Origin of the sequence: Brachybacterium sp. YJGR34 (genome assembly GCF_003347015.1) — a bacterium.
In the GTDB taxonomy this organism is placed as follows: Bacteria; Actinomycetota; Actinomycetes; order Actinomycetales; family Dermabacteraceae; genus Brachybacterium.
The window spans coordinates 1-22,515 of the sequence record NZ_PNFB01000032.1; the positions used below are offsets into that span (position 1 = coordinate 1).

Annotated in this window: 21 protein-coding genes; 12 read left to right on the forward strand and 9 right to left on the reverse strand. The window is 72.8% G+C overall.

The features are described from left to right. Positions 1–64 precede the first annotated feature (64 nt). Positions 65–265 carry a DUF3073 domain-containing protein gene (locus CXH06_RS17610; RefSeq protein ID WP_114856507.1) on the reverse strand — a complete coding sequence of 67 codons (201 nt, stop codon included), beginning with the start codon at positions 263–265 and terminating at the stop codon, positions 65–67. A gap of 347 nt (positions 266–612) precedes the next feature. Here CXH06_RS17610 and CXH06_RS17615 point away from each other — a divergent pair, with 347 nt between their 5' ends. The 3 genes from CXH06_RS17615 to CXH06_RS17625 all read left to right on the forward strand — a co-directional run bounded on the left by CXH06_RS17615 (position 613) and on the right by CXH06_RS17625 (position 2,351). Next, the gene (locus CXH06_RS17615) at positions 613–831 is read left to right on the forward strand and encodes a BldC family transcriptional regulator (RefSeq protein ID WP_114856508.1); all 219 of its coding nucleotides are present in this window, start codon (positions 613–615) and stop codon (positions 829–831) included. After that, positions 828–1,811, forward strand: coding sequence for an alpha/beta hydrolase (locus tag CXH06_RS17620; RefSeq protein ID WP_114856509.1), 984 nt, complete (start codon positions 828–830; stop codon positions 1,809–1,811). Before CXH06_RS17615 ends, CXH06_RS17620 begins: the two co-directional genes overlap by 4 nt. Positions 1,812–1,874: 63 nt before the next feature. Continuing rightward, positions 1,875–2,351: a hypothetical protein gene (locus CXH06_RS17625; RefSeq protein WP_114856510.1), complete on the forward strand. Its 477-nt coding sequence runs from the start codon at positions 1,875–1,877 to the stop codon at positions 2,349–2,351. Between the two features lie 36 nt (positions 2,352–2,387). Here the strand turns inward: CXH06_RS17625 and CXH06_RS17630 are convergent, their stop codons facing one another. After that, the gene (locus CXH06_RS17630; RefSeq protein WP_198684103.1) at positions 2,388–3,518 is read right to left on the reverse strand and encodes a lysylphosphatidylglycerol synthase domain-containing protein; all 1,131 of its coding nucleotides are present in this window, start codon (positions 3,516–3,518) and stop codon (positions 2,388–2,390) included. Between the two features lie 60 nt (positions 3,519–3,578). Here CXH06_RS17630 and CXH06_RS17635 point away from each other — a divergent pair, with 60 nt between their 5' ends. Beyond that, positions 3,579–3,914, forward strand: coding sequence for a hypothetical protein (locus CXH06_RS17635; RefSeq protein ID WP_114856511.1), 336 nt, complete (start codon positions 3,579–3,581; stop codon positions 3,912–3,914). A gap of 96 nt (positions 3,915–4,010) precedes the next feature. Next, positions 4,011–6,752: a UvrD-helicase domain-containing protein gene (locus CXH06_RS17640; RefSeq protein ID WP_114856512.1), complete on the forward strand. Its 2,742-nt coding sequence runs from the start codon at positions 4,011–4,013 to the stop codon at positions 6,750–6,752. 33 nt (positions 6,753–6,785) lie between these two features. On the opposite strand, the gene CXH06_RS17645 is transcribed toward CXH06_RS17640, so the two are convergent. From CXH06_RS17645 to CXH06_RS17655, 3 genes are read right to left on the reverse strand one after another with little or no spacing between them, the layout of a single operon-like run. Further along, complete coding sequence (locus CXH06_RS17645; RefSeq protein WP_114856513.1) at positions 6,786–7,238, reverse strand: VOC family protein; 453 nt, start codon at positions 7,236–7,238, stop codon at positions 6,786–6,788. Continuing rightward, positions 7,235–7,849 carry a hypothetical protein gene (locus tag CXH06_RS17650; RefSeq protein WP_114856514.1) on the reverse strand — a complete coding sequence of 205 codons (615 nt, stop codon included), beginning with the start codon at positions 7,847–7,849 and terminating at the stop codon, positions 7,235–7,237. The genes CXH06_RS17645 and CXH06_RS17650 overlap by 4 nt, the downstream gene beginning before the upstream one ends. A gap of 14 nt (positions 7,850–7,863) precedes the next feature. Beyond that, positions 7,864–8,154 (reverse strand): hypothetical protein, encoded by a 291-nt coding sequence (locus CXH06_RS17655; protein ID WP_114856515.1) that lies wholly within the window; start codon positions 8,152–8,154, stop codon positions 7,864–7,866. A 243-nt stretch (positions 8,155–8,397) separates the two neighbouring features. Here CXH06_RS17655 and sucC point away from each other — a divergent pair, with 243 nt between their 5' ends. From sucC to CXH06_RS17685, 6 genes are all read left to right on the forward strand, one after another. Beyond that, on the forward strand, positions 8,398–9,567 hold the full coding sequence (gene sucC / locus CXH06_RS17660) for an ADP-forming succinate--CoA ligase subunit beta (RefSeq protein WP_114856516.1): 1,170 nt from the start codon (positions 8,398–8,400) through the stop codon (positions 9,565–9,567). A gap of 12 nt (positions 9,568–9,579) precedes the next feature. Beyond that, complete coding sequence (gene sucD / locus CXH06_RS17665) at positions 9,580–10,473, forward strand: succinate--CoA ligase subunit alpha (RefSeq protein ID WP_114856517.1); 894 nt, start codon at positions 9,580–9,582, stop codon at positions 10,471–10,473. A 185-nt stretch (positions 10,474–10,658) separates the two neighbouring features. Next, a complete protein-coding gene (locus CXH06_RS17670; protein WP_114856518.1) occupies positions 10,659–11,573 on the forward strand; it encodes a CPBP family intramembrane glutamic endopeptidase in 915 nt (304 codons plus the stop codon). Between the two features lie 120 nt (positions 11,574–11,693). Beyond that, positions 11,694–12,425 (forward strand): metal-dependent transcriptional regulator, encoded by a 732-nt coding sequence (locus CXH06_RS17675; protein WP_114856535.1) that lies wholly within the window; start codon positions 11,694–11,696, stop codon positions 12,423–12,425. A gap of 186 nt (positions 12,426–12,611) precedes the next feature. Beyond that, a complete protein-coding gene (locus CXH06_RS17680) occupies positions 12,612–13,544 on the forward strand; it encodes a C40 family peptidase (protein WP_114856519.1) in 933 nt (310 codons plus the stop codon). 199 nt (positions 13,545–13,743) lie between these two features. Then, on the forward strand, positions 13,744–14,568 hold the full coding sequence (locus CXH06_RS17685) for a hypothetical protein (RefSeq protein WP_114856520.1): 825 nt from the start codon (positions 13,744–13,746) through the stop codon (positions 14,566–14,568). Between the two features lie 11 nt (positions 14,569–14,579). Here CXH06_RS17685 and CXH06_RS17690 read toward each other — a convergent pair whose 3' ends face one another. From CXH06_RS17690 to CXH06_RS17700, 3 genes are all read right to left on the reverse strand, one after another. Further along, positions 14,580–15,407: an HAD family hydrolase gene (locus tag CXH06_RS17690; protein WP_114856521.1), complete on the reverse strand. Its 828-nt coding sequence runs from the start codon at positions 15,405–15,407 to the stop codon at positions 14,580–14,582. Between the two features lie 74 nt (positions 15,408–15,481). After that, positions 15,482–16,357, reverse strand: a complete 876-nt coding sequence (locus tag CXH06_RS17695) for a putative RNA methyltransferase (protein WP_114856522.1) — start codon at positions 16,355–16,357, stop codon at positions 15,482–15,484. A 37-nt stretch (positions 16,358–16,394) separates the two neighbouring features. Beyond that, the gene (locus tag CXH06_RS17700; protein ID WP_198684104.1) at positions 16,395–18,779 is read right to left on the reverse strand and encodes an excinuclease ABC subunit UvrA; all 2,385 of its coding nucleotides are present in this window, start codon (positions 18,777–18,779) and stop codon (positions 16,395–16,397) included. An 86-nt stretch (positions 18,780–18,865) separates the two neighbouring features. On the opposite strand from CXH06_RS17700, the gene CXH06_RS17705 reads away from it, so the two are divergent. Then, positions 18,866–20,293 carry a mycothione reductase gene (locus CXH06_RS17705; RefSeq protein WP_114856524.1) on the forward strand — a complete coding sequence of 476 codons (1,428 nt, stop codon included), beginning with the start codon at positions 18,866–18,868 and terminating at the stop codon, positions 20,291–20,293. 52 nt (positions 20,294–20,345) lie between these two features. Here the strand turns inward: CXH06_RS17705 and CXH06_RS17710 are convergent, their stop codons facing one another. Then, entirely contained in the window at positions 20,346–22,367 is a 2,022-nt protein-coding gene (locus tag CXH06_RS17710; RefSeq protein WP_232820417.1) for an LCP family protein, read from the reverse strand. Between the last annotated feature and the right edge of the window lie 148 nt (positions 22,368–22,515).

Consider the following 22,515-nt stretch of genomic DNA (forward strand, 5'->3'; position numbering starts at 1 on the left):
GACCCATCGGGTCGGCCCTCCTGCTGTCCTGCGGTGTCACGGTTCCGGCCAGAGCCGGCGGCCCTCACCGTCGATAGGCGGACGGAGCGTCCTCGTCGGCACGGTCGTCGCTGTCCTCGGCCCAGTCGTCGCCATCCGCGGGCGAGCTCTCGCTGCGCTGGCCCTGCAGCTCACGCTGCAGTGCGGTGAGGTCCGTCGGCGGGCTGTAGTACTTGAGGTCCCGTGCCACCTTGGTGTGCTTGGCTTTCTGTCGGCCGCGACCCATGGATCTGACCCCCTGTGCATCGGCTGCCGGGTGTTCTTGTCGCCCCGGAAGATGGCATTAGTTTCGGATGCCAAGAGTACATGCTCGGTCAGCCCCAGGGCGAACCCGCGCCCGGGGGACGTGCCGGACGTCCCTTCCGGTCGCCGCGGCTCCCGCCGGCGGGAGCGCCCCGACCGGGCGGTTGACCGGGGTCTCCCGGTGATCCGAGTTCCGGCTTGTGAAGGTCACACACTAGTGTGGACCCAGGAGCTCCCGGCCAGCACCGGTCCGGCATCCCGAGGTCACGGGAACGACCGGTACAGTCGGCGCCTGCCTCCAGATGCCCGCAGTGAAAGGTCGCACGTCGAATGAACGGATCCACGGACCACGAGCCGGAGGTCGGCGAGGATGCCGGCCAGCTCCTCACCCCGGCCGAGGTCGCCAAGATGTTCCACGTCGATCCCAAGACGGTGACCCGTTGGGCCCAGGCGGGGAAGCTCACATACATGCGCACACTCGGGGGACACCGCCGCTATCGCCGTGACGAGGTCATCGAGCTGCTGCGGGACAGCTCCACCCAGGGGTGACCGAGGACGCGATCCTCGGCGCGGGATACACCGCGCACCGGATCGACCTCGGCACAGACCATGAGGGTCCGCTGATCGCCACCCTCGTCCACCGCGAGCGTGATCAGGGCCCGGTGCCCTCCGAGCCGGCCGCGGGGGAGGAGGGCCGGCGCCCTCCGGTGCTGCTGATGCACGGCTGGTCGGACTACATCTTCGACCGGGGCCTGATGGAGCACCTGGGGGCGCTCGGGCACGAGGTGTGGGGGCTGGACCTGCGCAAGTACGGGCGCAGCCTGCTGCCGGGACAGACCCCGACCTCGATCGACCACCTCAGCCGCTACGACCGGGAGATCGACGCCGCGCTGCGGATCATCGGCACCCGGACGCCGCCCGTCCTGCTCGCCCATTCGGCCGGCGGGCTGATCGCCGCGCTGTGGGCGCAGCGCCGCCCCGGCACGGTGCGCGCGCTCGCGCTGAACTCCCCCTGGCTCGAGATGCACCTGGGGCCGGTGACCCGGACGCTCGCCGGTGGGCCGGTCCGGGTGCTCGCCGATCGACTCCACCAGCGGCCCATCCTCCCGACCTGGTCGGACCACTACGCCCGCACCACCCACCGCGACTTCGGCGGCCAGTACGACTACGACCTCGCGCTCAAGCCCCCCGGCGGGCACCGCTTCCCCGCGGACACCTTGCACGCCGTGATCGAGGGCCAGCAGCGGCTGGCGGCGGCCGGCCCCCTGTCGATCCCCGTGCTCGTGATGCACTCCTCCCGCTCCCGGATCGCCCCCGTCTTCCGCGAGGAGATGCGTCGCGCGGACGCGGTGCTGGATGTGCGAGGGCTGGCGGCCGCGGCCTCCCGGCTGGGCCCGGCGGTGCGGATCGAGCCGATCCACGGGGCGCGGCACGACGTCTTCCTCTCCGACGCCGACGCCCGCCATCGTTCCATCGAGGTCCTGGACGACTGGCTGGAGACGCTCCCGGCGGCACCGCCTACTCTGTAGGCGCCCGCCCGCGGCACTGCCTGCCATGCCCCGGGAGCGGCGCTCGGCAGAAAGGACATCCGGATGACCTCGGACCCGCGTGACCTGCGGAACCAGGCAGCCGCCCTGCGGCACGCCGCGGACCGCCTGACCCTCCTGCGCCTGCGCCTGGCCAATGCGATCGCCGAGACGAACCGCGCCGAGGACCCTCGGGCCCGGGCGCTGGGCGAGCAGGTCCACGCCCGCTGGTCCCACGCCGAGTCCCCGGAGCTCGGGCGGATCGCCAACGGGCTGCGCGCGAGCGCCGACCGGCTGGACCGGATCGCCACGGCGGAGGAGCGGCGCGGCGGGCGTCGGCTGGGCGGGTACCAGGGGGCGGGCTTCCTGGGCCGGGGAGATGATGCGCACCGCCACGTGGGCGCCGTCGCGGCGTTCGTGGGCACCCGGCACGGCGCGAGCATCGGCGGGTACCCGCTGCTGCCGCCCGCCGAGGAGGGCTTCCTCGCCCACCCCTCGCACACCCTGGGCCTGGACACCCCGGACTACGAGGACGAGGGCTGATCGACGTGCTGTGAGCGTGCGAACGGCAGCCGGACCTCAGGTCCGCCGCCGGCGATCCGGCGTCGCGAGGACGGCGAGCGCGGTCGCGCCGGCTCCTGCGAGCAGCGGGACCACCAGCATCGTCACCAGCAGCAGGAGCATCGCGGCCGCGGCTTCCGGCGCCCCGACGCCGAGCGCGACCAGGGCCGCCGCGCCGACGGTCTCGGTGATGCCCGCCCCGCCCGGGGTGAGCGGCACCAGGGACAGCACGCGGCCCAAGGCGAAGATCGCGATGCTCAGCAGCAGCGGGATCTCGGCGCCCACGGCGTGGACGGCGAGGACGAGGGCGAGCCACTGCAGCACCCGGGCGACCAGTGTGGGCAGCACCAGAGCGAAGTGCCGGCTCCGCAGCATCCGCACCAGCGCATCGCGCTGGACGAGGATCGCGCGGGCGACGTGCTCCGGCACGGCCCCGCCCAGCTGCGCGAGCAGGCCCGCGAGCACAGAGCGGCGCAGCAGGACGGCGGTGAGCACCAGGGCGAGCACGGAGCCGAGAAGCGCCGCGGCCGCAGCCCACAGCGCCCCCGGCAGCTGGACCGCGGTGGGGGAGAGCCAGGCGCTGAGCGCGTAGGCGCCCAGCCCCAGCAGCGGCACGAGCACCGAGGTGAGCACCATCTCCACCAGGGACGCGGCGATGATGCCGGTGAGGATCACCGCGAGAGCGAGGCCCGTGCGGCGGAGGATCCAGGCCATCAGCCCCAATCCCAGGATCCCGCCGCCCGGGACGGCGAGCGAGGTGGCGCTCGAGGCGGCGTGGCCCAGCAGCGCGGAGGAATACCGCGAGCCGGTCACCGCGGTGCGCACGGTCAGCGCCTCGAGCAGCAGCGCCGCGACGCCCAGCAGCACCATCGCCGGCAACGCCCACGGCGGCAGGGCGGCGAGGGTGGTGAGGATCCGGGGCCAGGAGGCGCCGCTGGCCCAGGGGAGCACCCAGGCCAGGAGAGCGGCCACCAGCAGCAGCGAGAGCGCACCGCCGGCCAGCTTGCCGGCGGAGAAGCGGGGCGGGGCCTCGCCGTCGAGCGCACCCAGGTCCCCCGGCAGCCAGCCCTGCACGTCCTCCGCCGCCCCGGTGCCGTCCTCGGAGTCCGGATCCGGTGTGGTGGGGGAGCCATGACGGGGCGCTGACATGCGGCGATTCTCGCACGGCGGGGGCAGGGAGCTCCCAGGGCACGGAGATAACATCGTGTCATGTCCTTCCTGTTCTCCCTCCTCCTCGTGCTGCATCTGATCTGCTGGGCCGTCGCGCTCGGCACCTGGGTCGCGGCCGCCCGCACCCGCGAGCCCAGCAAGGGCATGGCGCACGCGACGGCCGGGGCGCTCGTCGTCGGCCTCGCGCTGGCGGCCCTGGTCTCGATGGACGGCGACGCGAACCACATGAAGCTCGGCATCAAGCTCGTCATCGGGCTGGTCGCCACGGTGCTCGCCTTCCTCGCCGCCCGGAAGGGGCCCGAGACTCCCTCGCCGGTGTGGTTCGGGATCCCCACCGCGATCGTCCTCAACGTCATCATCGCCGTCTTCGTGTGAGATTCGGGCCGCCATCGGTCCTCCCCAGCACGTCACGTCCACACCGGGCCCGACAGCAGTCCTGCTGTCGGGCCCCGTGTCTATCCTGGAACCCTCATGAGCTCACTCTTCGACGACCTCTCGCTGCCCGACGCCTTCCGCCGCCTCGACGGCGTGGCGGTGACGCCGCCATCGGCGGGGACGTCCGCCGCGGCGCCGACGGACGCGCAGGGTCCGGAGGCCCCCGGCCCGACCGACGAGGAGCGGCCGAGCGACCAGGACGTCCCGCCCCTGGACGAGGACGTCCCGCCGCCGGACGAGGATGTCCCGCCGCCAGAGGAGGACCTCCCGGCCCCGCCGGCTGACCTCGCCGGTCTCCCGCATCCCGCCGAGCGGGCGACCCCGGCTCCCGCAACGGTGCCCGGCGGAGCAGGTGCCGCGGTCCTGGACGAGCTCGTCGAGGGCCTGAACCCCGGTCAGCGGGAGGCCGTCGAGCATCGCGGCAGCCCGCTGCTGATCGTCGCGGGCGCCGGCTCCGGCAAGACCCGAGTGCTCACGCGCCGGATCGCGCACCTGCTGGCCTCCGGTGAGGCGCTGCCCGGGGAGATCCTCGCGATCACCTTCACCAACAAGGCTGCCGCGGAGATGCGCGAGCGCGTGGGCGAGCTGGTGGGTCCGGCGGCCCGCAGCATGTGGGTCTCCACCTTCCACAGCGCCTGCGTGCGAATCCTCCGCCGCGACGCCCAGGCGGCCGGGCTGAAGAGCTCCTTCACGATCTACGACAGCGCCGATTCGCTGCGCCTGATCACCACGATCGCCAAGGATCTCGAGCTCGACACGAAGAAGCACGCCCCGCGCGCCCTGGCCTCGCGCATCTCCACCCTGAAGAACGACCTCACCGATCCGATCGACTTCGCGGACCAGGCCGAGAGCGCGAAGAACCCCTTCGAGAGGACTCTCGCGAGGATCTACACCAACTACACCGAGCGCCTGCGCCAGGCGAACGCGGTGGACTTCGACGACCTCATCGGCCTGACCGTCACCCTGCTGCGGGAGAACCCCGCGATCCGCGAGGGCTACCGGCGCCGCTTCCGCCATCTCATGGTGGACGAGTACCAGGACACCAACACCGCCCAGTACGCCCTGGTGCGCGAGCTGGTGGGGGAGGACCCCCGCGCGGATCTGACGGTGGTGGGCGACTCGGACCAGTCGATCTACGCCTTCCGCGGCGCCACGATCCGCAACATCATCGAGTTCGAGCAGGACTTCCCCTCGGCCCGGACGATCGTGCTGGAGCAGAACTATCGCTCCACGCAGAACATCCTGACGGCCGCGAACTCGGTGATCGAGGAGAACGCGGGCCGGCGGAAGAAGAACCTGTGGACCGATCAGGGCGCAGGGGAGAAGATCACCCTGTACGTCGCCGATGACGAGAAGTCCGAGGCGCGATACATCGGCCGTCAGATCGACGCCCTGGTCGACAGCGGGCGCAGCGCCGGGGACATCGCGATCTTCTACCGCGCCAACGCCCAGTCCCGAGCGCTCGAGGACCAGCTGATCCGCGTGGGCCTGCCCTACCGGGTGGTGGGCGGGACCCGCTTCTACGAGCGCCGCGAGATCAAGGACGCCGTCGCCTACCTGCAGGTGCTCGCCAATCCGGCGGACGAGATCAACCTGCGCCGCATCCTCAACGTGCCCAAGCGCGGCATCGGCGACCGGGCGGAGGCGGCCATCGCGATGCTCGCCGAGCGGGAGCGGATCGGCTTCGGCGAGGCGCTGCGGCGTGCGGAGGAGGCGCCCGGGATCGCGACCCGCTCGCTGAACGCGGTGCGGACCTTCGTGGCGATGCTCGAGGACCTCCAGGAGCTGGCCGCCGCCGGCACCTCGCCGGCCGAACTGATCGAGGCGATCCTCTCCCGCTCCGGCTACTACGCCGAGCTGCAGGGCAGCGACGACCCTCAGGACGAGTCCCGGCTGGAGAACCTCGCCGAGCTCATCAGCGTGGCCTCCGAGTTCGAGGCGCAGATCGAGGAGGCCGACGCCGTCGCCAGCGAGGCGGAGGAGGGCGAGGAGGCGCCGCGGGACGGGACCGCGGAGCCGGCACCGGGCGCCGATATCGCCCCGGACGCCGCGCTGACCGCGCCGGACGACCCGGAAGCGAGCCTCCTGGACCGCTTCCTGGAGAAGGTCTCGCTGGTCGCCGACGCGGATCAGATCCCCGGCACCGAGGACCAGTTCGTCACCCTGATGACCCTGCACACCGCCAAGGGCCTCGAGTTCCCGGTCGTCTTCCTCACCGGCATGGAGGACGGGACGTTCCCGCACAACCGCACCCTGGGCGATCCCGAGGAGCTCCAGGAGGAGCGGCGTCTGGCCTACGTGGGCATCACCCGGGCCCGCTCCAAGCTGTTCCTGACGCGCGCCCAGATGCGCGCCATGTGGGGGCAGACCCAGTTCATGCCGGCCAGCCGGTTCCTCGACGAAGTCCCCGACGAGGTCCTGGACGTGGCCCGCGCCGGCTCCACCCTCAGCGGTGCGGGCTTCGGCGGCGGCGTCGGAGGCTCCGGATACGGCGGCGGCCGCTCCGGGGGCGGACGTGGTCCGTCCTTCAGCGGCGGCATCGGTGGGGGCCGCAGCGACGTGAAGCGGCCCAGCCTCGGCTCCGGACGCTCGGCGACCCCCGCCGAGAAGCTGCCCCAGCTCGCCGCCGGCGACCGCGTCACCCACGACTCCTTCGGCATGGGCACCGTCACCGAGGTGTCCGGACAGGGCGAGAAGACGCAGGTCGAGGTGCAGTTCAGAGCACCGCACGGCACGAAGCGCCTGCTGCTGCGCTATGCCCCGCTGACCAAGCTGTGATCGGCGGCGCGGTCGGCGTCCGCTGACGAGCCCTCAGCGGACGGCGACCAGCTCCACCTCGATGCCCTCGGGATCCTCGCCGTACCAGGCCACGTGGTCCGCCCCGCCGGCGTGCGGGTAGCGCTCGGCGAACAGCTCGCGCCATCCATGGGCGGGCGCCCCGGCGCGCAGCGCATCGAGGGCGGCACGATCGGCGACGGTCAGAGCCAGATGGTTCATGCCCGGTGCGCGGCGGTCGCCGGGGCCGGGGCGGATGTCATCGGACTGCTCCAGCACCAGGTAGGAGCCGTCGGGGGCGACCCAGAGGCGCCCCTGCACCCAGCCCTCCACCGGTCGCGGCGTCCAGCCCAATGAGGTCAGCAGCCAGTGCCAGGAGTCCTCGGTCGCGGCGAGGTCCGCGGTCCACAGCTCGAGGTGGTGGAGCGCGGGTCGCGGGGCCGGGCGCGCGCCGGATGCGTCGCGGCCGGCCGAGCCCGGCGAGGTCACTGCGCGGACTCGTCCTCGTCCCGGGACGCCTTGTCCCGCACGAACTGGGCGTACAGCCCGGTGCCCAGCGCGATGGCCATGATGATCAGCACCGCGATGAGCACGGCGCTGAAGGGGATGGGCAGCCCCGCCGCGTAGAGGACGCCCCAGATGACGAAGATCGAGACGCCGATGAGCAGGGCGTCGCGGACGGCGCGGGCGATGCGCGGGCCGATGCCGGCCTCCTTCGCCGCCTCACCGGCGTGCTGCGCGGTGCGCCCGGCGGCGGTCGCGTAGATCCTCGCCTCCTCGGCGATGCTGCGCGAGGAGCTGGGCGGCGACTCCTCGGAGCGGCGCGCGGGTGCGTCGTCGGCGCCGGGGGCGGTGGTCCGCTCGGAGCGCGGTCGTGGGGCGTCCGCCGAGGTGCGCTCCGCGGGCGGAGTCCCCTCGGGGCGCCGGCCCGACTCCCGGGGCTCCTCGTCCGCGCGGGTCCCCTCCTGGACGGCCTTCCCGGCGGCACGGGCGTAGCCACCGGCCCGGGAGGTGGCGCGCTGGGTGGCGTCACGGACCTCGGGGGCCTGCTTGCGCACGGTGTTGCGCGCCGCCTTCGCGTAGGTCTTCCAATCGGCCATGGCGTCTCCGTCCCTCAGCGCTTCTCGTCGCGGCGGCCGGGCGCGGTGCGGTCCTCCACGGCCTCGCGGAAGCGGATGTCCTCGCCGTCCCGGGGTGCGGGCCGGGGGTTCTTCGCCCGATGATCGGCCCAGTAGGACAGGCCGACGTTCAGCGCCAGCGTGATCCCGACCGACAGCGCGAACCCGCCGAACGTGGAGCGGACGCCGAGCAGACGCAGCACCACGAACAGCACGCCGATCGCGACCACGCTGAAGCCGATGTGGTCGCGCACGCGCTGGAACAGGGTGCGGGGGCGGCGGCTCATCACGCCATGGTATCCGGGGGAGCTGAACACCACGCCGCCCCGTCGGGACGGGCGCGGCGACGGCTCGCGGAGGCCGGCGATCGGGCATGCGGTTTCCCGCAGGACGTGTGACGGCTCGCACCCCGGGCCCTGACGGGCACGGGAGGCATCCGGGACGCGCTAGGCTGGCGGTGTTTCCAGGGGTGGCATCGAGGCCAGTGCGTGGCCTGCCGCCCACTGCCGACAGCGAGAGGAAAGCACCCCGTGGACCTGTATGAGTACCAGGCCCGCGATCTCTTCGAGAAGCACGGCGTGCCCGTGCTCGGAGGAGTCGTCGCGGAAGACCCGGCCGCCGCCAAGGCCGGCGCCGAGAAGCTCGGAACCCCGGTCGTCGTCGTCAAGGCCCAGGTGAAGACCGGTGGCCGCGGCAAGGCCGGCGGCGTGAAGATCGCCAAGAGCCCCGAGGAGGCGGAGCAGAAGGCCTCGGAGATCCTCGGCATGGACATCAAGGGCCACACCGTGCAGCGCGTGATGATCGCCGCCGGGGCCGATATCGCCGAGGAGTTCTACTTCTCGCTGCTGCTGGACCGCGCGAACCGCAACTACCTCGCCATGTGCTCCGTCGAGGGCGGCGTGGAGATCGAGCAGCTCGCCGTCGAGCGCCCCGAGGCCCTCGCCCGCGTGGCGGTGGACCCCAACGTCGGCATCGACGAGGCGAAGGCGCAGGAGATCGTCGAGGCTGCGAAGTTCGACGCCGAGACCGGTGCGAAGGTCGCCCCCGTGCTGCAGAAGCTCTGGGATGCCTACCGCGAGGAGGACGCGACGCTCGTCGAGGTCAACCCGCTGGTCAAGACCGGTGACGGGGAGATCATCGCCCTGGACGGCAAGGTGACGATCGACGAGAACGCCGCCTTCCGCCACGAGGATCACGCCGCCCTGGTCGACACCGCCAGCGAGGACCCGCTGGAGACCAAGGCCAAGGCGCTGGACCTCAACTACGTCAAGCTCGACGGCGAGGTCGGCATCATCGGCAACGGCGCGGGACTGGTCATGTCCACCCTCGACGTGGTCGCCTACGCGGGGGAGCAGCACGGCGTGAAGCCCGCCAACTTCCTCGACATCGGCGGCGGCGCGAGCGCCGAGGTGATGGCCAACGGCCTCGACGTGATCCTCGGCGATCAGCAGGTCGCCGCGGTCTTCGTCAACGTCTTCGGCGGCATCACCGCGTGCGACGCGGTCGCCAACGGCATTGTCGGCGCGCTGAAGAAGCTCGGCGACGCCGCCACCAAGCCGCTCGTCGTCCGCCTCGACGGAAACAACGTCGAGGAGGGCCGACAGATCCTCGCGGACTTCGCCCACCCCCTCGTCACCCAGGCCGACACCATGGACGGCGGCGCCGCGAAGGTCGCCGAGCTCGCCGCCGCAGGAAAGTGAGCAGCACCCGACATGTCTATCTTTCTCGATGAGAACAGCAAGGTCATCGTCCAGGGCATGACGGGCTCGGAGGGCATGAAGCACTCCCAGCGCATGCTCGACTCCGGCACCAACATCGTCGGCGGCACCAACCCCCGCAAGGCCGGTCAGAAGGTCGCCTTCGAGGGCGGCACCGAGGTCCCCGTCTTCGGGACCGTCGCGGAGGCCATGGAGGTCACCGGCGCGAACGTCTCGGTGGTCTTCGTGCCGCCGAAGTTCGCCAAGGCCGCCGCGATCGAGGCCATCGACGCCGGCATCGAGCTGCTGGTGATCATCACCGAGGGCATCCCGGTCAAGGACTCCGCGGAGTTCTTCAACTACGCCCAGGAGAAGGGGACCACCCGGATCATCGGCCCCAACTGCCCCGGCATCATCACCCCCGGCGTCTCCAACGCCGGCATCACCCCGGCGAACATCACCGGCACCGGCAAGCTGGGCCTGGTCTCCAAGTCCGGCACGCTGACCTACCAGATGATGTACGAGCTCGCGGACATCGGCTTCACCACCGCGATCGGCATCGGCGGCGACCCGGTCATCGGCACCACCCACATCGATGCCCTCGCGGCGTTCGAGGCGGATCCGGAGACCGTGGGCGTCGTCATGATCGGCGAGATCGGCGGCGACGCCGAGGAGCGCGCCGCGGCGTACATCAAGGAGTCCATGACCAAGCCGGTCGTCGGCTACGTCGCGGGCTTCACCGCCCCCGAGGGCAAGACCATGGGCCACGCCGGCGCCATCGTCTCCGGCTCCGCGGGCACCGCCCAGGCGAAGAAGGAGGCCCTCGAGGCCGCCGGCGTCAAGGTCGGCAAGACCCCGACCGAGACCGCCGACCTCATGCGCGAGATCGTCGCTCAGCTGCCGGGCTGATCGACGTGCTGGCGAGGGACGAGCCGGTAGGAGATCTGCGGATCGAGCAGGGCTGATCGACGTGCTGGCGAGGGACGAGCCGGTAGGAGATCAGCAGGTCGAACCGGGCTGATCGACGTCCCCGGGCGCCCGTCTCCTCCCTCGGGAGGAGGCGGGCGCCTCCGCATGCGGGGGAGGATCGCGGTGTGCGCACCGTCCCCGGCTCTGTCCTGCCCGCCGCCCCGCCGGACCGCGATGGCGGTGCCCGGGACCGGCCGGTGGTCCTCGTGCTGCTCGCCGCGGTGTTCGTCCTCGCGGTGGTGGTCACGACGGCGCGGAACCCGGACGGGGTGGTGGTCTCCGCCGATCCCGGATATGCACCGGTCCCGGTGCCGCTGCTGCTCGTGCCGACGGTCCTCGCCGTCGTCCTGACGCTGCTGCTCCCGCGCGGAGCCGGTGACGCGCAGGCCGTGGTGCGCCGTCCGCGCGCGCTGCGGGGCGAGACCGCCGCCCTGCTCGCGGTCGTGATCGCCTTTCCGCTGCTGGTCCCGGTGCTGCCCCGGCCGGAGGACTACGTGCTGCTCAAGGCGGTCCTGTTCCTGCTCGTCCCGTGCCTCGGGCTGTGGCTGGTGGCGCGCCGCCGTGGGGCGTCGGTGGCGATCCGCCGCCCGGGGGTGCGCTGGTGGGTGCCGGTGACCCCCGCGCTGCTGCTGGGCGTGCTCTCGAGCATCGGTCCCTTCTCCGGCGGCGTCCCCGCCTCCTGGCCGCCGCTGGTGCCCCTCCTGATCGCTGCGACGGCGACCGCGATCACCGCGGGGGTCGGTGAGGAGGTCGTCTATCGTCGGCTCCTCCAGACCCGGCTCGAGGCGGTGACCGGACCGTGGAGCGGCCTGCTGATCGCCGCGCTGCTGTTCGGGCTGATGCACGCCGCCTCGCACGGCGGCGGCGCCCTGTGGGAGGACGCGCTCCAGGCCCTCGCCCTCCAGGGCACGACGGGGATCGCGCTGGGCCTGCTCTGGGCGCGGTGGAGGCGGCTGTGGGCATGCGTGCTCGCGCACATCCTCCTCAACGGCGCCACGGTGCTGCTGCACGTCGTCGGGACCGTGGCGTCCGCGCTGTGACCGCGGACGGTCCGGGGCCGGGGAGCCGGATCACGCTCGCGGCGGATTCCCGGGCTTCGGGGACCGGCGCCGACTAAGCTGACCGGGACGGAGCCTGGACGACAGATGGAGGGGACCGGCGTGAGTGGAGATCTCATCGACACCACCGAGATGTATCTGAAGACGGTGTTCGAGCTCCACGAGGCGGGCATCGCCCCGATGCGGGCGCGGATCGCCGAGCGGCTCGGGCACTCCGGCCCCACGGTCTCCCAGACCGTGGCGCGGATGGAGCGTGACGGCCTGCTGCATCTCGACGACCAGCGGCGAATCCGCCTGACCGCCCGGGGCACCGAGGTCGCCACGGACGTGATGCGCAAGCACCGGCTCGCCGAGCGCCACCTGCTGGACGTGATCGGGCTGGACTACGCGCACGTCCACGAGGAGGCCTGCCGGTGGGAGCACGTGATGAGCCTCGAGGTCGAGAAGCGGCTGGCCCGGCAGATCACGCCCCCGTATGTGGATCCCTACGGCAACCCGATCCCGGGCCTGGGCGCGCTGGGGATCGAGGTCGATCCCGCCGAGACCTCCGCCACAGGTGGGGGTAAAGAGCCCGCCAACGCGGTGCGCGAGCTCAGCGAGGTGGTCGAGGACGGCCAGAGCGTCGAGGTCCGGCTCGAGAGGATCGGCGAGCGGGTCCAGAGCGACGTCGGCCTGCTGGACGATCTCGCACGTCAGGGCATTCTTCCCGGCGCCGATGTGGGGGTCGAGCGAGTCGGTGGCAGCATCGTGCTGCGCGGCCCCGGCGGGGGTGAGGTGGCCGTGACCGAGGTGGTCGCCGGACAGCTCCACGTGACGGCGCTCGTCGCCGGGTAAAGCCTCTGTCAAGCCCTGCCCCAGAAGGTGTTCCTGGGCAGGGTCCCGCGGGCGGCGGCGCCTAGGGTCGGGCTCGTGTCGAGGCGACAAGAGCCCGACATTCCCGCCGGGAAGCCCCATCGCGCACCGGACCGGGAGGCGAATCGCTGCAGAGCGCGAGGGCCGGGCCCCGGGGCTGGGAGAAACGTGTCGAAGTCTGTGAACCACACCCACCGCCGTGCCGTGCGCACGGTGACCCCTGCGACCCGCGCCGGTCGTGCGGGAGCGGGTGCCGCACTGGCCGCCGCCATCCTCCTCGGCGGCAGCTCCGTCGCCACCGCGGAGACGCAGGCCGACTCCCCGGCCGCCCCGCAGGCCGACGCCGCCCCCGCGGTGCTGGCGCCGGTCGCCGCTCCCGCCGTCGGCATCCCCGCCGCCACGGCCGAGGAGAAGGCCGAGCCCGAGCTCGCGACCGTCACCGCCGCCCTGACCGTCGAGGTGCCCGAGCCGGAGCCCGAGCCCGAGCCGGTCGTCGAGGAGGAGCCCTCCGAGGACCAGCAGGACGCCCTGGAGGACGAGCCGGCCGAGTCCCGCGAGGACCAGGGCTCCTCGCGCTCCGAGGAGCGCAGCGAGGCCCAGGACGACGCCGAGCAGCAGGAGCCCGCCGAGGACGAGCAGCAGTCCTCCGAGGGCTCGGACCAGGGCCAGCAGGAGTCCTCCGAGAGCGAGTCCGAGCAGGATCAGCAGCAGGAGGAGCCGGCGCAGGAGGAGCAGCAGCAGGAGTCCGCTCCCGCCCCCTCGGCCGGCCAGGGCGGATCCATCCTCGCCACCGCGCGCTCCGGCATCGGCACCCCCTACGTCTACGGCGGCACCTCGCCGTCCGGTTGGGACTGCTCCGGCTTCGTGCAGTGGGTCTACGCCCAGCACGGCATCGACCTCCCGCGCGGCGCCGCCGGGCAGGCCGCCGCCGGCACGGTCATCCCGCGCTCCGAGGCGCAGCCCGGGGACCTGGTCTACAAGCCGGGCCACATCGGCATCTACGCCGGGGGCAACTCCTTCGTGGACGCCGGCAACAGCCGCGTCGACACCTCCGAGCGCAACATCTACTCCGGCAGCTGGACCTTCATCCGCGTCGGCTGATCGACGTGCTGCGAGCGTGCGAGCGGTAGGAGATCAGCGAGTGGACGCAGGCTGATCGACGTGCTGCGAGCGTGCGAGCGGTAGGAGATCAGCGAGAGGACGCAGGCTGATTCGCCCCCGGATCTCCGCGACCCCGCACCGACCCACGGTGCGGGGTCGCGGCCGTCTGCGGAGCAGCTCGACCCGGTAGCGTAGGCGCGTGTCCTCCGCCCGTGATCTCCTCGCCGCCCTCCTGCTGACCGTCGCCGCCGTGCTGGGCGCCCTCTGGCTGCCCGGCGTCTGGCTGGCGCAGAACGTCGTGGACCGCGACGGCTTCCTCGCCATCGCCCAGCCTCTGGCCGAGGACCCCGAGGCTCAGCGCGAGGTCTCCGACGCCGCCGTCGAGCACCTCCTGGACGACGACCGGATCCCGGGCTGGGCGGAGGAGCGGCTGACCCCGGTGCTGCAGGAGCAGGCCCCGAGGATCACGGGCACCCCGGCGTACGCCACGCTCTGGGAGCAGACCATGGTGGAGCTGCACGACGGGCTGTTCACCCCGGGGGAGCAGACCCTCGCGGTGGACCTGACGCCGGTGATCGACGACCTGCTGGGAGCGGTCGAGGAACAGGTCCCGCTGGTGGAGCTGCCGCGGCCCGAGGAGGCCTCCGTCCCCGTGGCCACGGTGCCCGACGTGGCGCTGCTGAACCGTCTCGTCCAGCTTGCGCCGTGGACGCATTGGGCCGGTCCGATCGCCGGGGTCCTGGTGCTGCTCGCCCTGCTCGTGGCCGCGCACCGTCGTGCCCTCCTGACCCTCGCCGGGGTGGCGGGGATCGTCGCGGGAGGGCTCCTGTGCCTCCTGGCCGGGAACATCACGACCCTGGTCCCGGCCTCGGTGGACGAGGCGGACTTCCTCCGCCCGATCGTCGGCGCCTTCGAGGCGCAGTTCACCGCGGATCTGATGCCGCAGGGGGTCATCGTGCTGGGGGTCGGCGCGCTGTGCGCCGCCGCCGGGATGGTGATGGTGGGCCTGCACCGGCGCAGCTGAGGCGCCGCGCCTCAGAGCAGGCCGAGCCGTTCGAAGGCCGTGAGGATCCCGTGCTGCGAGGGGCCCGGGACCACGAGGTCCGCGGCGGCGAGCACCTGATCGTGGCCTCCCGCGATCGCGACCGCGGTGCCGGCCGCCCGCAGCATGCCCAGATCGTTCAGGCCGTCGCCGATCGCGATGCGCGCCGCCGGGGCGATGCCCAGCTGCTCGCCCACCCGCTGCATGCCGTCGGCCTTGTCGACCGCACGCAGGTGCAGCTCACCGGAGGCCGTGTCCTCGGTGGGCAGGGAGCTGGGGAGGGCCCCGACCTCCTCCCCGATCTCGGAGGCCAGCTGCTCGACCGGGACCGGCGAGCCCCACAGCGAGATCTTCGCGACGGAGCAGGCGGCCAGGTCCTCCCGCACCCGCAGCGCATCGAGGATGTCCCGGGGGCCGTTGCCGAGCCCGGCGGCCTCGTCCCCGTCCCGGGGACGCATCCGGGCCCGCACCCGCTGTGCGGACGGCGCCGAGCACCACAGCGCCTCCGGCGCCTCCAGCACGAAGGCCACACCGTGCGCTGTGAGCACCTCGACCGCCTGTCGCGCGAGCGCGGGAGGGAACCGCTGGTCGGTCAGGACCTCGGAGCCCAGGCGCACGTGCGCACCGGCCGAGGTGATCACGCCGTCGAACAGCTCCGCCACCTCGGGGGCGACGATCGACGCGGGCCGACCGGTGCTCAGCAGCACCGCGTGGCCCTGCCCCCGCACGCGCGCCACGGCGTCACCGTGCGCCGGCGGCGCCACGCCCCGCTGGGCGAAGGTGCCGTCGAAGTCGATGAACACGGCGCGTCGGTCGGTCACAGGGCCTCCTGCTCGGGGATCGGGCGGGCCGGTCGGCCCGCCTCCAGTATCGCGCGGACCGTGCACGCCTGCGGTCAGCGGGGGCGGTGCGCGCTGACCAGGACGGCGACGGTCACCGTGGTGCCGGCCGGGAGCGCCTGATCGAGGTCGGTGGGGTCCACGTGCCGTGCGCTGGGCGTCATCGCGACCAGGTCGCGGGCACGCTCCGGGGTCAGTGGCAGAGCGAAGCGCACCTCGCGCTGCTCCACGGTCGTGAACCAGGGATCCAGGGCGCTGTGGAGTCGCTCCTCCTTGCGGGGGTCGACGGAGACCATCCCCGGGACGGCTTCGCGCAGCTCGAGGAGATGATCCGCGGCCGGCCGGGCCACGAGCAGGGCCCCGTCCGGGCGCAGCACCCGGGCGAACTCGGCGCCGTGGCGCGGCGCGAACACGTCCAGCACCAGATCCGCCGCGTCGTCCTGCAGTGGCAGCGGCGCGAAGACGTCCGCTCCGCAGGCCGCCGCGCGCGGATGGGCACGGGCCGCGAAGCGCAGCGAGCGGGTCGAGGTGTCCAGGCCCAGACCCCGTGCGGAGGGGAAGCGCTCGAGGGCGCCGGCGAGGTAGTAGCCGGGGCCGCAGCCGACGTCGAGCAGCGTCGGCGCGGCACCGGCGGCCGCGGGGGCGGCGCCCACAGCGCGCACGTGCTCCGCGGCGAGGTCGCCGAGGGCCTGCAGCAGGGGAGCGTAGGCACCGGTGCCGAGGAAGCGCTCCCGAGCCCGCGCCATCGCGTCGTCGTCGCCGCTGACCGCTCCGCCGCCGCCCAGCAGCGAGACGTACCCGGCGCGGGAGGCGTCGAAGGCATGGCCCGCGGGGCAGCGCAGGCCTCCCGTCGCGGCGTCCAGCGGCTCCCGGCACAGCGGGCAGCGCAGCACATCGAGCAGGTCGCGCAGGGCGGCGGGGAGTACGGGCACCGGCCCAGCGTAGCCGCGCCGCCGCGGACGGCGGATCTCAGGCGGTGCCGGGAGCGACGTACCCGCGCAGGTGACGGCCGGTCAGGGTGGAGGCCTCGGCGACGAGCTGGGCCGGAGTGCCCGTGAAGACGACCCGGCCGCCGTCGGCCCCCGCGCCGGGCCCCAGGTCGATGAGGTGATCGGCGTGCGCCATCACCGCCTGGTGGTGCTCGATGACGATCACGGAGGTGCCGGAGTCCACGAGGGAGTCCAGGAGGGCCAGCAGGGCGTCGACGTCGGCGAGGTGCAGACCGGTGGTGGGCTCGTCGAGCACGAGGACCCCGCCCGTGCCGCCCATGTGGGTGGCGAGCTTGAGGCGCTGGCGCTCACCGCCGGAGAGGGAGGTCAGCGGCTGGCCGATGGTGAGATAGCCGAGGCCCACCTGATCCATCCTCCGCAGCACCGTCGCGGCCGCGGGCACCCGCGACTCCGCGGCGGTGAAGAACTCCAGCGCCCGCTCCACGGACATCTCCAGGACGTCGGCGATGGAGGCGTCTCCGAGCGTGTGCTCGAGCACCGCCGCCTGGAACCGCCGGCCCCGGCACTCCTCGCAGGGGGTCGCGACGGTCTCGAGGAAGCCGAGCTCGGTGTAGATCGTCCCCGCGCCCTTGCACACCGGGCAGCCGCCCGCCGAGTTCGGGGAGAACAGCGCGGGCTTGACCCCGTTCGCCTTCGCGAACGCCTTGCGGATCGGGTCCAGCAGGCCCGTGTAGGTGGCGGGGTTGGAGCGACGGGAGCCGCGGATCGCGCTCTGGTCCACGACGGTGACCTCGGCGCCCGGCGGCAGCGAGCCGTGCACCAGCGAGGACTTGCCGGAGCCGGCAACGCCGGTGACGACGCACAGCACTCCGAGCGGGATGTCGACGTCCACGCCCTGGAGGTTGTGATGGTCCGCGCCGCGGATCTCGAGCATCCCGGTCGCCGCGCGCACCTGCTCCTTGAGCTGCACGCGCTTCTCGAGGTGACGCCCGGTGAGGGTGTCCGAGGCGCGCAGCCCCGCCACGTCCCCCTGGTACTGGAGCCGGCCGCCGTGGGCACCGGCCCGCGGCCCGAGGTCGACGACCTGATCGGCGATCGCGATGGTCTCCGGCTTGTGCTCCACCACCAGCACCGTGTTGCCCTTGTCCCGCAGGGCCAGCAGCAGATCGTTCATCGTCGTGATGTCGTGCGGGTGCAGGCCGACGGTCGGCTCGTCGAACACGTAGGTGACGTCGGTCAGGGCGGAGCCGAGATGGCGGATCATCCGGGTGCGCTGGGACTCGCCGCCCGAGAGCGTGCCGGAAGAACGGTCCAGGGAGAGGTAGCCCAGGCCGATCCTCACGAAGGAGTCCAGCAGCGCGGCCAGGTTCGTCAGCAGCGGTGCCACCGAGGGGCCCGCGTGCCGGGAGCGCAGCTGCTCGACCCAGTCCGCGAGCGCGGTGATCTGCATCGCGCTCGCGTCCGCGATCGAGACGCCGTCGATCCTCGCGGTGCGGGCGTGCTCCGCCAGCCGCGTCCCGTGGCACTCGGGGCAGGAGATGAAGGTGACCGCACGGTCCACGAAGGCCCGCACATGGGGCTGCATGGACTCGCGGTCCTTGCTGAGCATCGACTTCTGGATCTTCGGGACCAGGCCCTCGTAGGTCATCGACATCCCGTCGATCGTGATCTTCGTGGGCTCCTTGTACAGGAAGTCCTCCAGCTGCTGGGGCGTGAAGGACGCGATGGGCCGGTCCGAGGGGTAGAAGCCGGAGCGGGCGAAGATCTTCACGTACCAGCCGCCGGCGACGTAGTTCGGGATCGTGAAGGGCCCCTCGTCGAGGGACTTCTCCGCGTCGTACAGCTCGGTGAGGTCGAGGTCGGAGACGGTCCCCATGCCCTCGCAGCGCGGGCACATCCCGCCCACCCGTGTGGAGCTCACGGTCTCCTCGCCGCTCGCGGCACCCCTGTCCACCGTGATCGTCGCCGAGCCGCTCACCGAGGGGACGTTGAACGAGAACGCCCCGGGGCCGCCCACGTGCGGCTCGGCGAGGGCGGCGAAGAGGGTGCGCAGGTACGCTCCCGCATCGGTGACGGTGCCGACGGTGGAGCGCACGTTCGCGCCCATCCGCTCCTGGTCCACGATGATCGCGGTGGTCAGGCCCTGCAGGTCGTCGACGTCCGGACGGGACAGGGAGGGCATGAACCCCTGCACGAAGGCGGGATAGGTCTCGTCGATCATCCGCTGCGACTCCGCGGCGATGGTCCCGAAGACCAGCGAGCTCTTCCCGGACCCGGACACCCCGGTGAAGACCGTCAGGCGACGCTTGGGGAGGTCCAGGGAGACGCCCTGGAGGTTGTTCTCGCGAGCGCCGCGCACCCGGATCAGGTCGTGGGCGTCGGCCGGCGGGACGGGGGAGGACATGGCGGGGGCTCCTCGTGGACGCGGGGACGGCGCGGGTGCGCGCGCCCGCGCCATTGTGCCACCGCCGGTGCGACTAGCCTGGCAGGGTGAACGCCACGACCCACTACGACATCGCCCTCATCGGCTCCGGCTCCGCCAACTCCTTCCCCGGGCCCGAGCTCGCCGGTCGCACCATCGTGCAGATCGACCGCGGCGTGGGCCCCCATCGCGTGTTCGGCGGCACCTGCCTGAACCTCGGATGCATCCCCACCAAGATGTTCGTGCACACCGCGAACCTCGCGCACACCCCTGCCGAGTCCTCGCGCTTCGGGCTCACCGAGCAGCTGCGGCACGTGGACTGGCCGGCGATCCGGGACCGGATCTTCGGGCGCATCGACCCGATCACCGCCGGCGGCGAGGAGTACCGCCGCGACCACCCGGACAACGCCGATCTCACGCTGATGCGCGGCACCGCCCGCTTCACCGGGCCCCGGACCCTGCGCGTGCTCGGCGAGGACGGCACCGAGCGGACCGTCACCGCGGACACCATCGTGCTGGGCGCGGGCTCCCGCCCCGTGCTGCCGCCGGTCGCGGGGATCGACGAGGTCGGTGCCCACACCTCGGACACCATCATGCGGATCGACGATCTGCCGGCCTCGCTCCTGATCCTCGGATCGGGCGTGATCGCCGTGGAGATGGCGCACGTCTTCGCCTCGCTCGGCGTCGAGGTGACGCTCGTGGCCCGCTCCGAGCGGGTGCTGAGCGCCGCCGATGCGGACGTCTCCGCGCGCCTCACCGAGATCCTCGACGAGCGCCTGCACCTCGAGACCCGCCTGCAGGCCACCGCGGTGCGGCGCACCGCGGAGGGCATCGAGCTGCGCGGCGAGCGGGACGGCGAGGAGGTGCTGCTGGCGGCGGAGGAGCTGCTGGTCGCCGTGGGTCGGCGCCCCAACTCCGATCTGCTCGCGGTGCAGGCCGCGGGCATCGACACCGCCCCCGACGGCCGCGTGCTGGTCGACGCCCATCAGCGGGTCCTCGGCGGTGGGGAGGTGCTCGAGGGGCTGTGGGCCCTCGGGGACCTCTCCAGCCCCCATCAGCTCAAGCACGTCGCCAACCACGAGCAGAGGATCGTGCGGCACAACATCCTGCACCCCGAGCGGCTGCGGCGCTCGGACACGATGCCGATCCCCGCCGGCGTCTTCACCCATCCGCAGGTCGCGTGGGTGGGGATGGACGAGGAGACGGCGCGCGCCTCCGGCCGCGAGATCCGGGTCGCCCTCCAGGAGTACGCCTCGATCGCCTACGGCTGGGCGATGGAGGACACCACCGGCTTCGTGAAGATCATCGCCGATGCGGAGACCACCGAGATCCTCGGCGCGCACCTCATCGGGCCGGAGGCCACCACCCTGATCCAGCTGCTGATCCAGGCGATGAGCACCGGGCAGACCGCCCGCGACATCGCCACCACCCAGTACTGGATCCATCCGGCGATGCCGGAGCTCGTCGAGAACGCCCTGCTGCAGCTCATCGACTGAGCGCGCCGGCCCAGGTCGCCGGGTGGGGACGGCGGCGCCGTGGAACGGCCCCTCAGCCCTCCTGCTCGGCGCCGGGCAGGCAGGACTGCAGCGGGTCCTCCTCGATCTCGGTCGCCTCGGTCTCCTCCTCGGCGCCGTCCGCCTCCGTGGTCTCCTCCGCGGTGGGGGTCTCCTCCTCGGTGGTCTCCTCCTCGGTGGGCGTGGCCTCGCCGGGGGTGCTCTCCTCCGCGGAGGACTCCTCCGGGGCCGGGTCGGCGGTCTCGGCCGGCTCGGTCGATCCGGGCTCGGTCTCGCCCATCACCGATTCCGGCTCCTCGGTCTCCATCGAGTGGTCGATCGAGTCCTGGACCCACACCTCGAGGTACTCGAAGTCCGGATCGCCGGAGAAGGTGACGTCCTGCGTGATCGGGTAGGAGGTGAACCCGCCCTCCTTGATGCGCAGCGCGAGATCGGCGAAGGCGTTGAGGTCGGAGACGGGGATGTCCGTCTGGATGTTCTTCTCCGTCGCGGTGACCAGTCCGGGGATCGACAGGGCGAGCGTGGAGGGATCCGCCTCCTCGGCGACCGCCCGCACGATGCGCTGCTGGCGGCACATGCGGTCGAAGTCGTTGGAGCCCTCGCGGGAGCGGGCGTACCACAGGGCGTCGAAGCCGTCGAGCTTCTGCTCGCCCGGCTCGATGTAGCCCTCGACCTCCGAGGCGCCGCCGCCGATGGGGATGCGCCGCTCGACCACCAGGTCCACGCCGCCGAGGGCGTCGACCATGTCCTCGAAGCCCTGCAGGTTCACCATCGCGTAGTAGTCCGTCTCGAGCCCGAGCGTCTCCTCCACGGCCCAGGTGGTGGCGGTCAGCCCGGGGGTGGGGTCGCCCGGGAAGAGGTCCGGGTGCTCCTCCGCCCAGGTCCACACGGCGTTGATGAGGCTCTGGTTCGGGCCGTAGTAGTCGAACCCGTCGGGGAACTCCTCGGCCGCGACCGTGCCCTCGGGGAACTCGACCTTCTCGAGGTTGCGGGGGATCGAGAACAGCGCGGTCTTGCCGGTCTCGGTGTCCACCGAGGCCACCATGATCGTGTCGGGCCGGGTGCCGGTGCGGTCCGCGCCGGCGTCCTGCCCCAGCAGCAGGAAGTTCAGCCGTTCGGTGTCCGCCCAGGGGTCCTCGCCGTCGGTGAAGGGATGGTTCTGGCCGTCCCCGCCGCCGAACACGGTGTCCGAGCCCACCAGGCCCTGCAGCGCCCACAGCGACTGGACGCCGCGGCCGAAGGGCAGCACCACGCCGACCACCATGAGGGCGGCGAGGGCCAGGGCGAGGTAGCGCCGGGCGCCCTGGAGCCGCTCCCGCCGCGAGTGCGCGAGGTTCGCCGCCACGATCTGGAGCGCCCACACCACCCCCAGCACGCCGACGGCGATCATGAGTCCGATCAGCGCGCCGCGGAAGCTCGCGATCATCATCAGGGTGCGCAGGGGATCGCCCTGCAGGAGCACCGCGCCCAGCGCGGCGATGACGAGCAGCAGCAGCCCCAGCAGCAGCACGCCGTAGCGGCGCAGGCGGGTGGGGAGCAGGCCGGACCCCGGGACCAGCGAGGTCAGCACGGTCCAGAAGGCGACCTTGGGCAGGGAGCCCCGGCGGGGATCCTCCCCGTCGGTGCCGGAGCCCTCCTCGGGATCCCCGGAGCCGGAGCCTCCGCCGGAGCCGGACTCTCCGGAGCCCCCCGAGCCCGACCCGGAGCTGTCACCGACGGACGTCGCCGTCGCGTCGGGGCCGGCCGATGCCGATGCTGCTGAGGCGTCCGCCGCCTGCGGCGGGGCGCCGGCGGAGGGGTCGTCGTCCTCGGGGTGGGACCAGGCGTCATGGGCGTCGCCGACCGGTGCGCCCTGACGATCGTCGAGCTGCTCGATCGGGAAGGCGGCGCGCCGGCCGTGCCCGCGCTGCGACGCTTGGGGGCCCGGGGCCTCGGAGCTCGTGGGGCTCTCGGGTCGGGACCCCGTCGCCTCCTCGGGCGCGGACGTCCCGTCCCCGATCCAGGTGCGCTTGCGCGTGCTGTGCCCGAAGGCGGCGTCGCGGTTGCTGCGCGCCACCTCCGGCGGCAGAGGCGTCGAGGGCGCGCGCCGGACCGGCTGCTGGTGTCTGCCGGACCGACGGCGCCTGCGTTGCGAGGCCGGGTCCGTCATGCGCTACATCCTAGGTTCACGACCGGAGATCGTCGCGCACCATGCTGTGAGAACC

Bases quoted from the DNA above. Each gene is read 5' to 3' on its own strand.
- CXH06_RS17610 (WP_114856507.1), bottom strand. From the start codon at position 265: ATGGGTCGCGGCCGACAGAAAGCCAAGCACACCAAGGTGGCACGGGAC.
- CXH06_RS17615 (WP_114856508.1), top strand. From the start codon at position 613: ATGAACGGATCCACGGACCACGAGCCGGAGGTCGGCGAGGATGCCGGC.
- CXH06_RS17625 (WP_114856510.1), top strand. From the start codon at position 1,875: ATGACCTCGGACCCGCGTGACCTGCGGAACCAGGCAGCCGCCCTGCGG.
- CXH06_RS17630 (WP_198684103.1), bottom strand. From the start codon at position 3,518: ATGTCAGCGCCCCGTCATGGCTCCCCCACCACACCGGATCCGGACTCC.
- CXH06_RS17635 (WP_114856511.1), top strand. From the start codon at position 3,579: ATGTCCTTCCTGTTCTCCCTCCTCCTCGTGCTGCATCTGATCTGCTGG.
- CXH06_RS17640 (WP_114856512.1), top strand. From the start codon at position 4,011: ATGAGCTCACTCTTCGACGACCTCTCGCTGCCCGACGCCTTCCGCCGC.
- CXH06_RS17650 (WP_114856514.1), bottom strand. From the start codon at position 7,849: ATGGCCGATTGGAAGACCTACGCGAAGGCGGCGCGCAACACCGTGCGC.
- CXH06_RS17655 (WP_114856515.1), bottom strand. From the start codon at position 8,154: ATGAGCCGCCGCCCCCGCACCCTGTTCCAGCGCGTGCGCGACCACATC.
- sucD (WP_114856517.1), top strand. From the start codon at position 9,580: ATGTCTATCTTTCTCGATGAGAACAGCAAGGTCATCGTCCAGGGCATG.
- CXH06_RS17700 (WP_198684104.1), bottom strand. From the start codon at position 18,779: ATGTCCTCCCCCGTCCCGCCGGCCGACGCCCACGACCTGATCCGGGTG.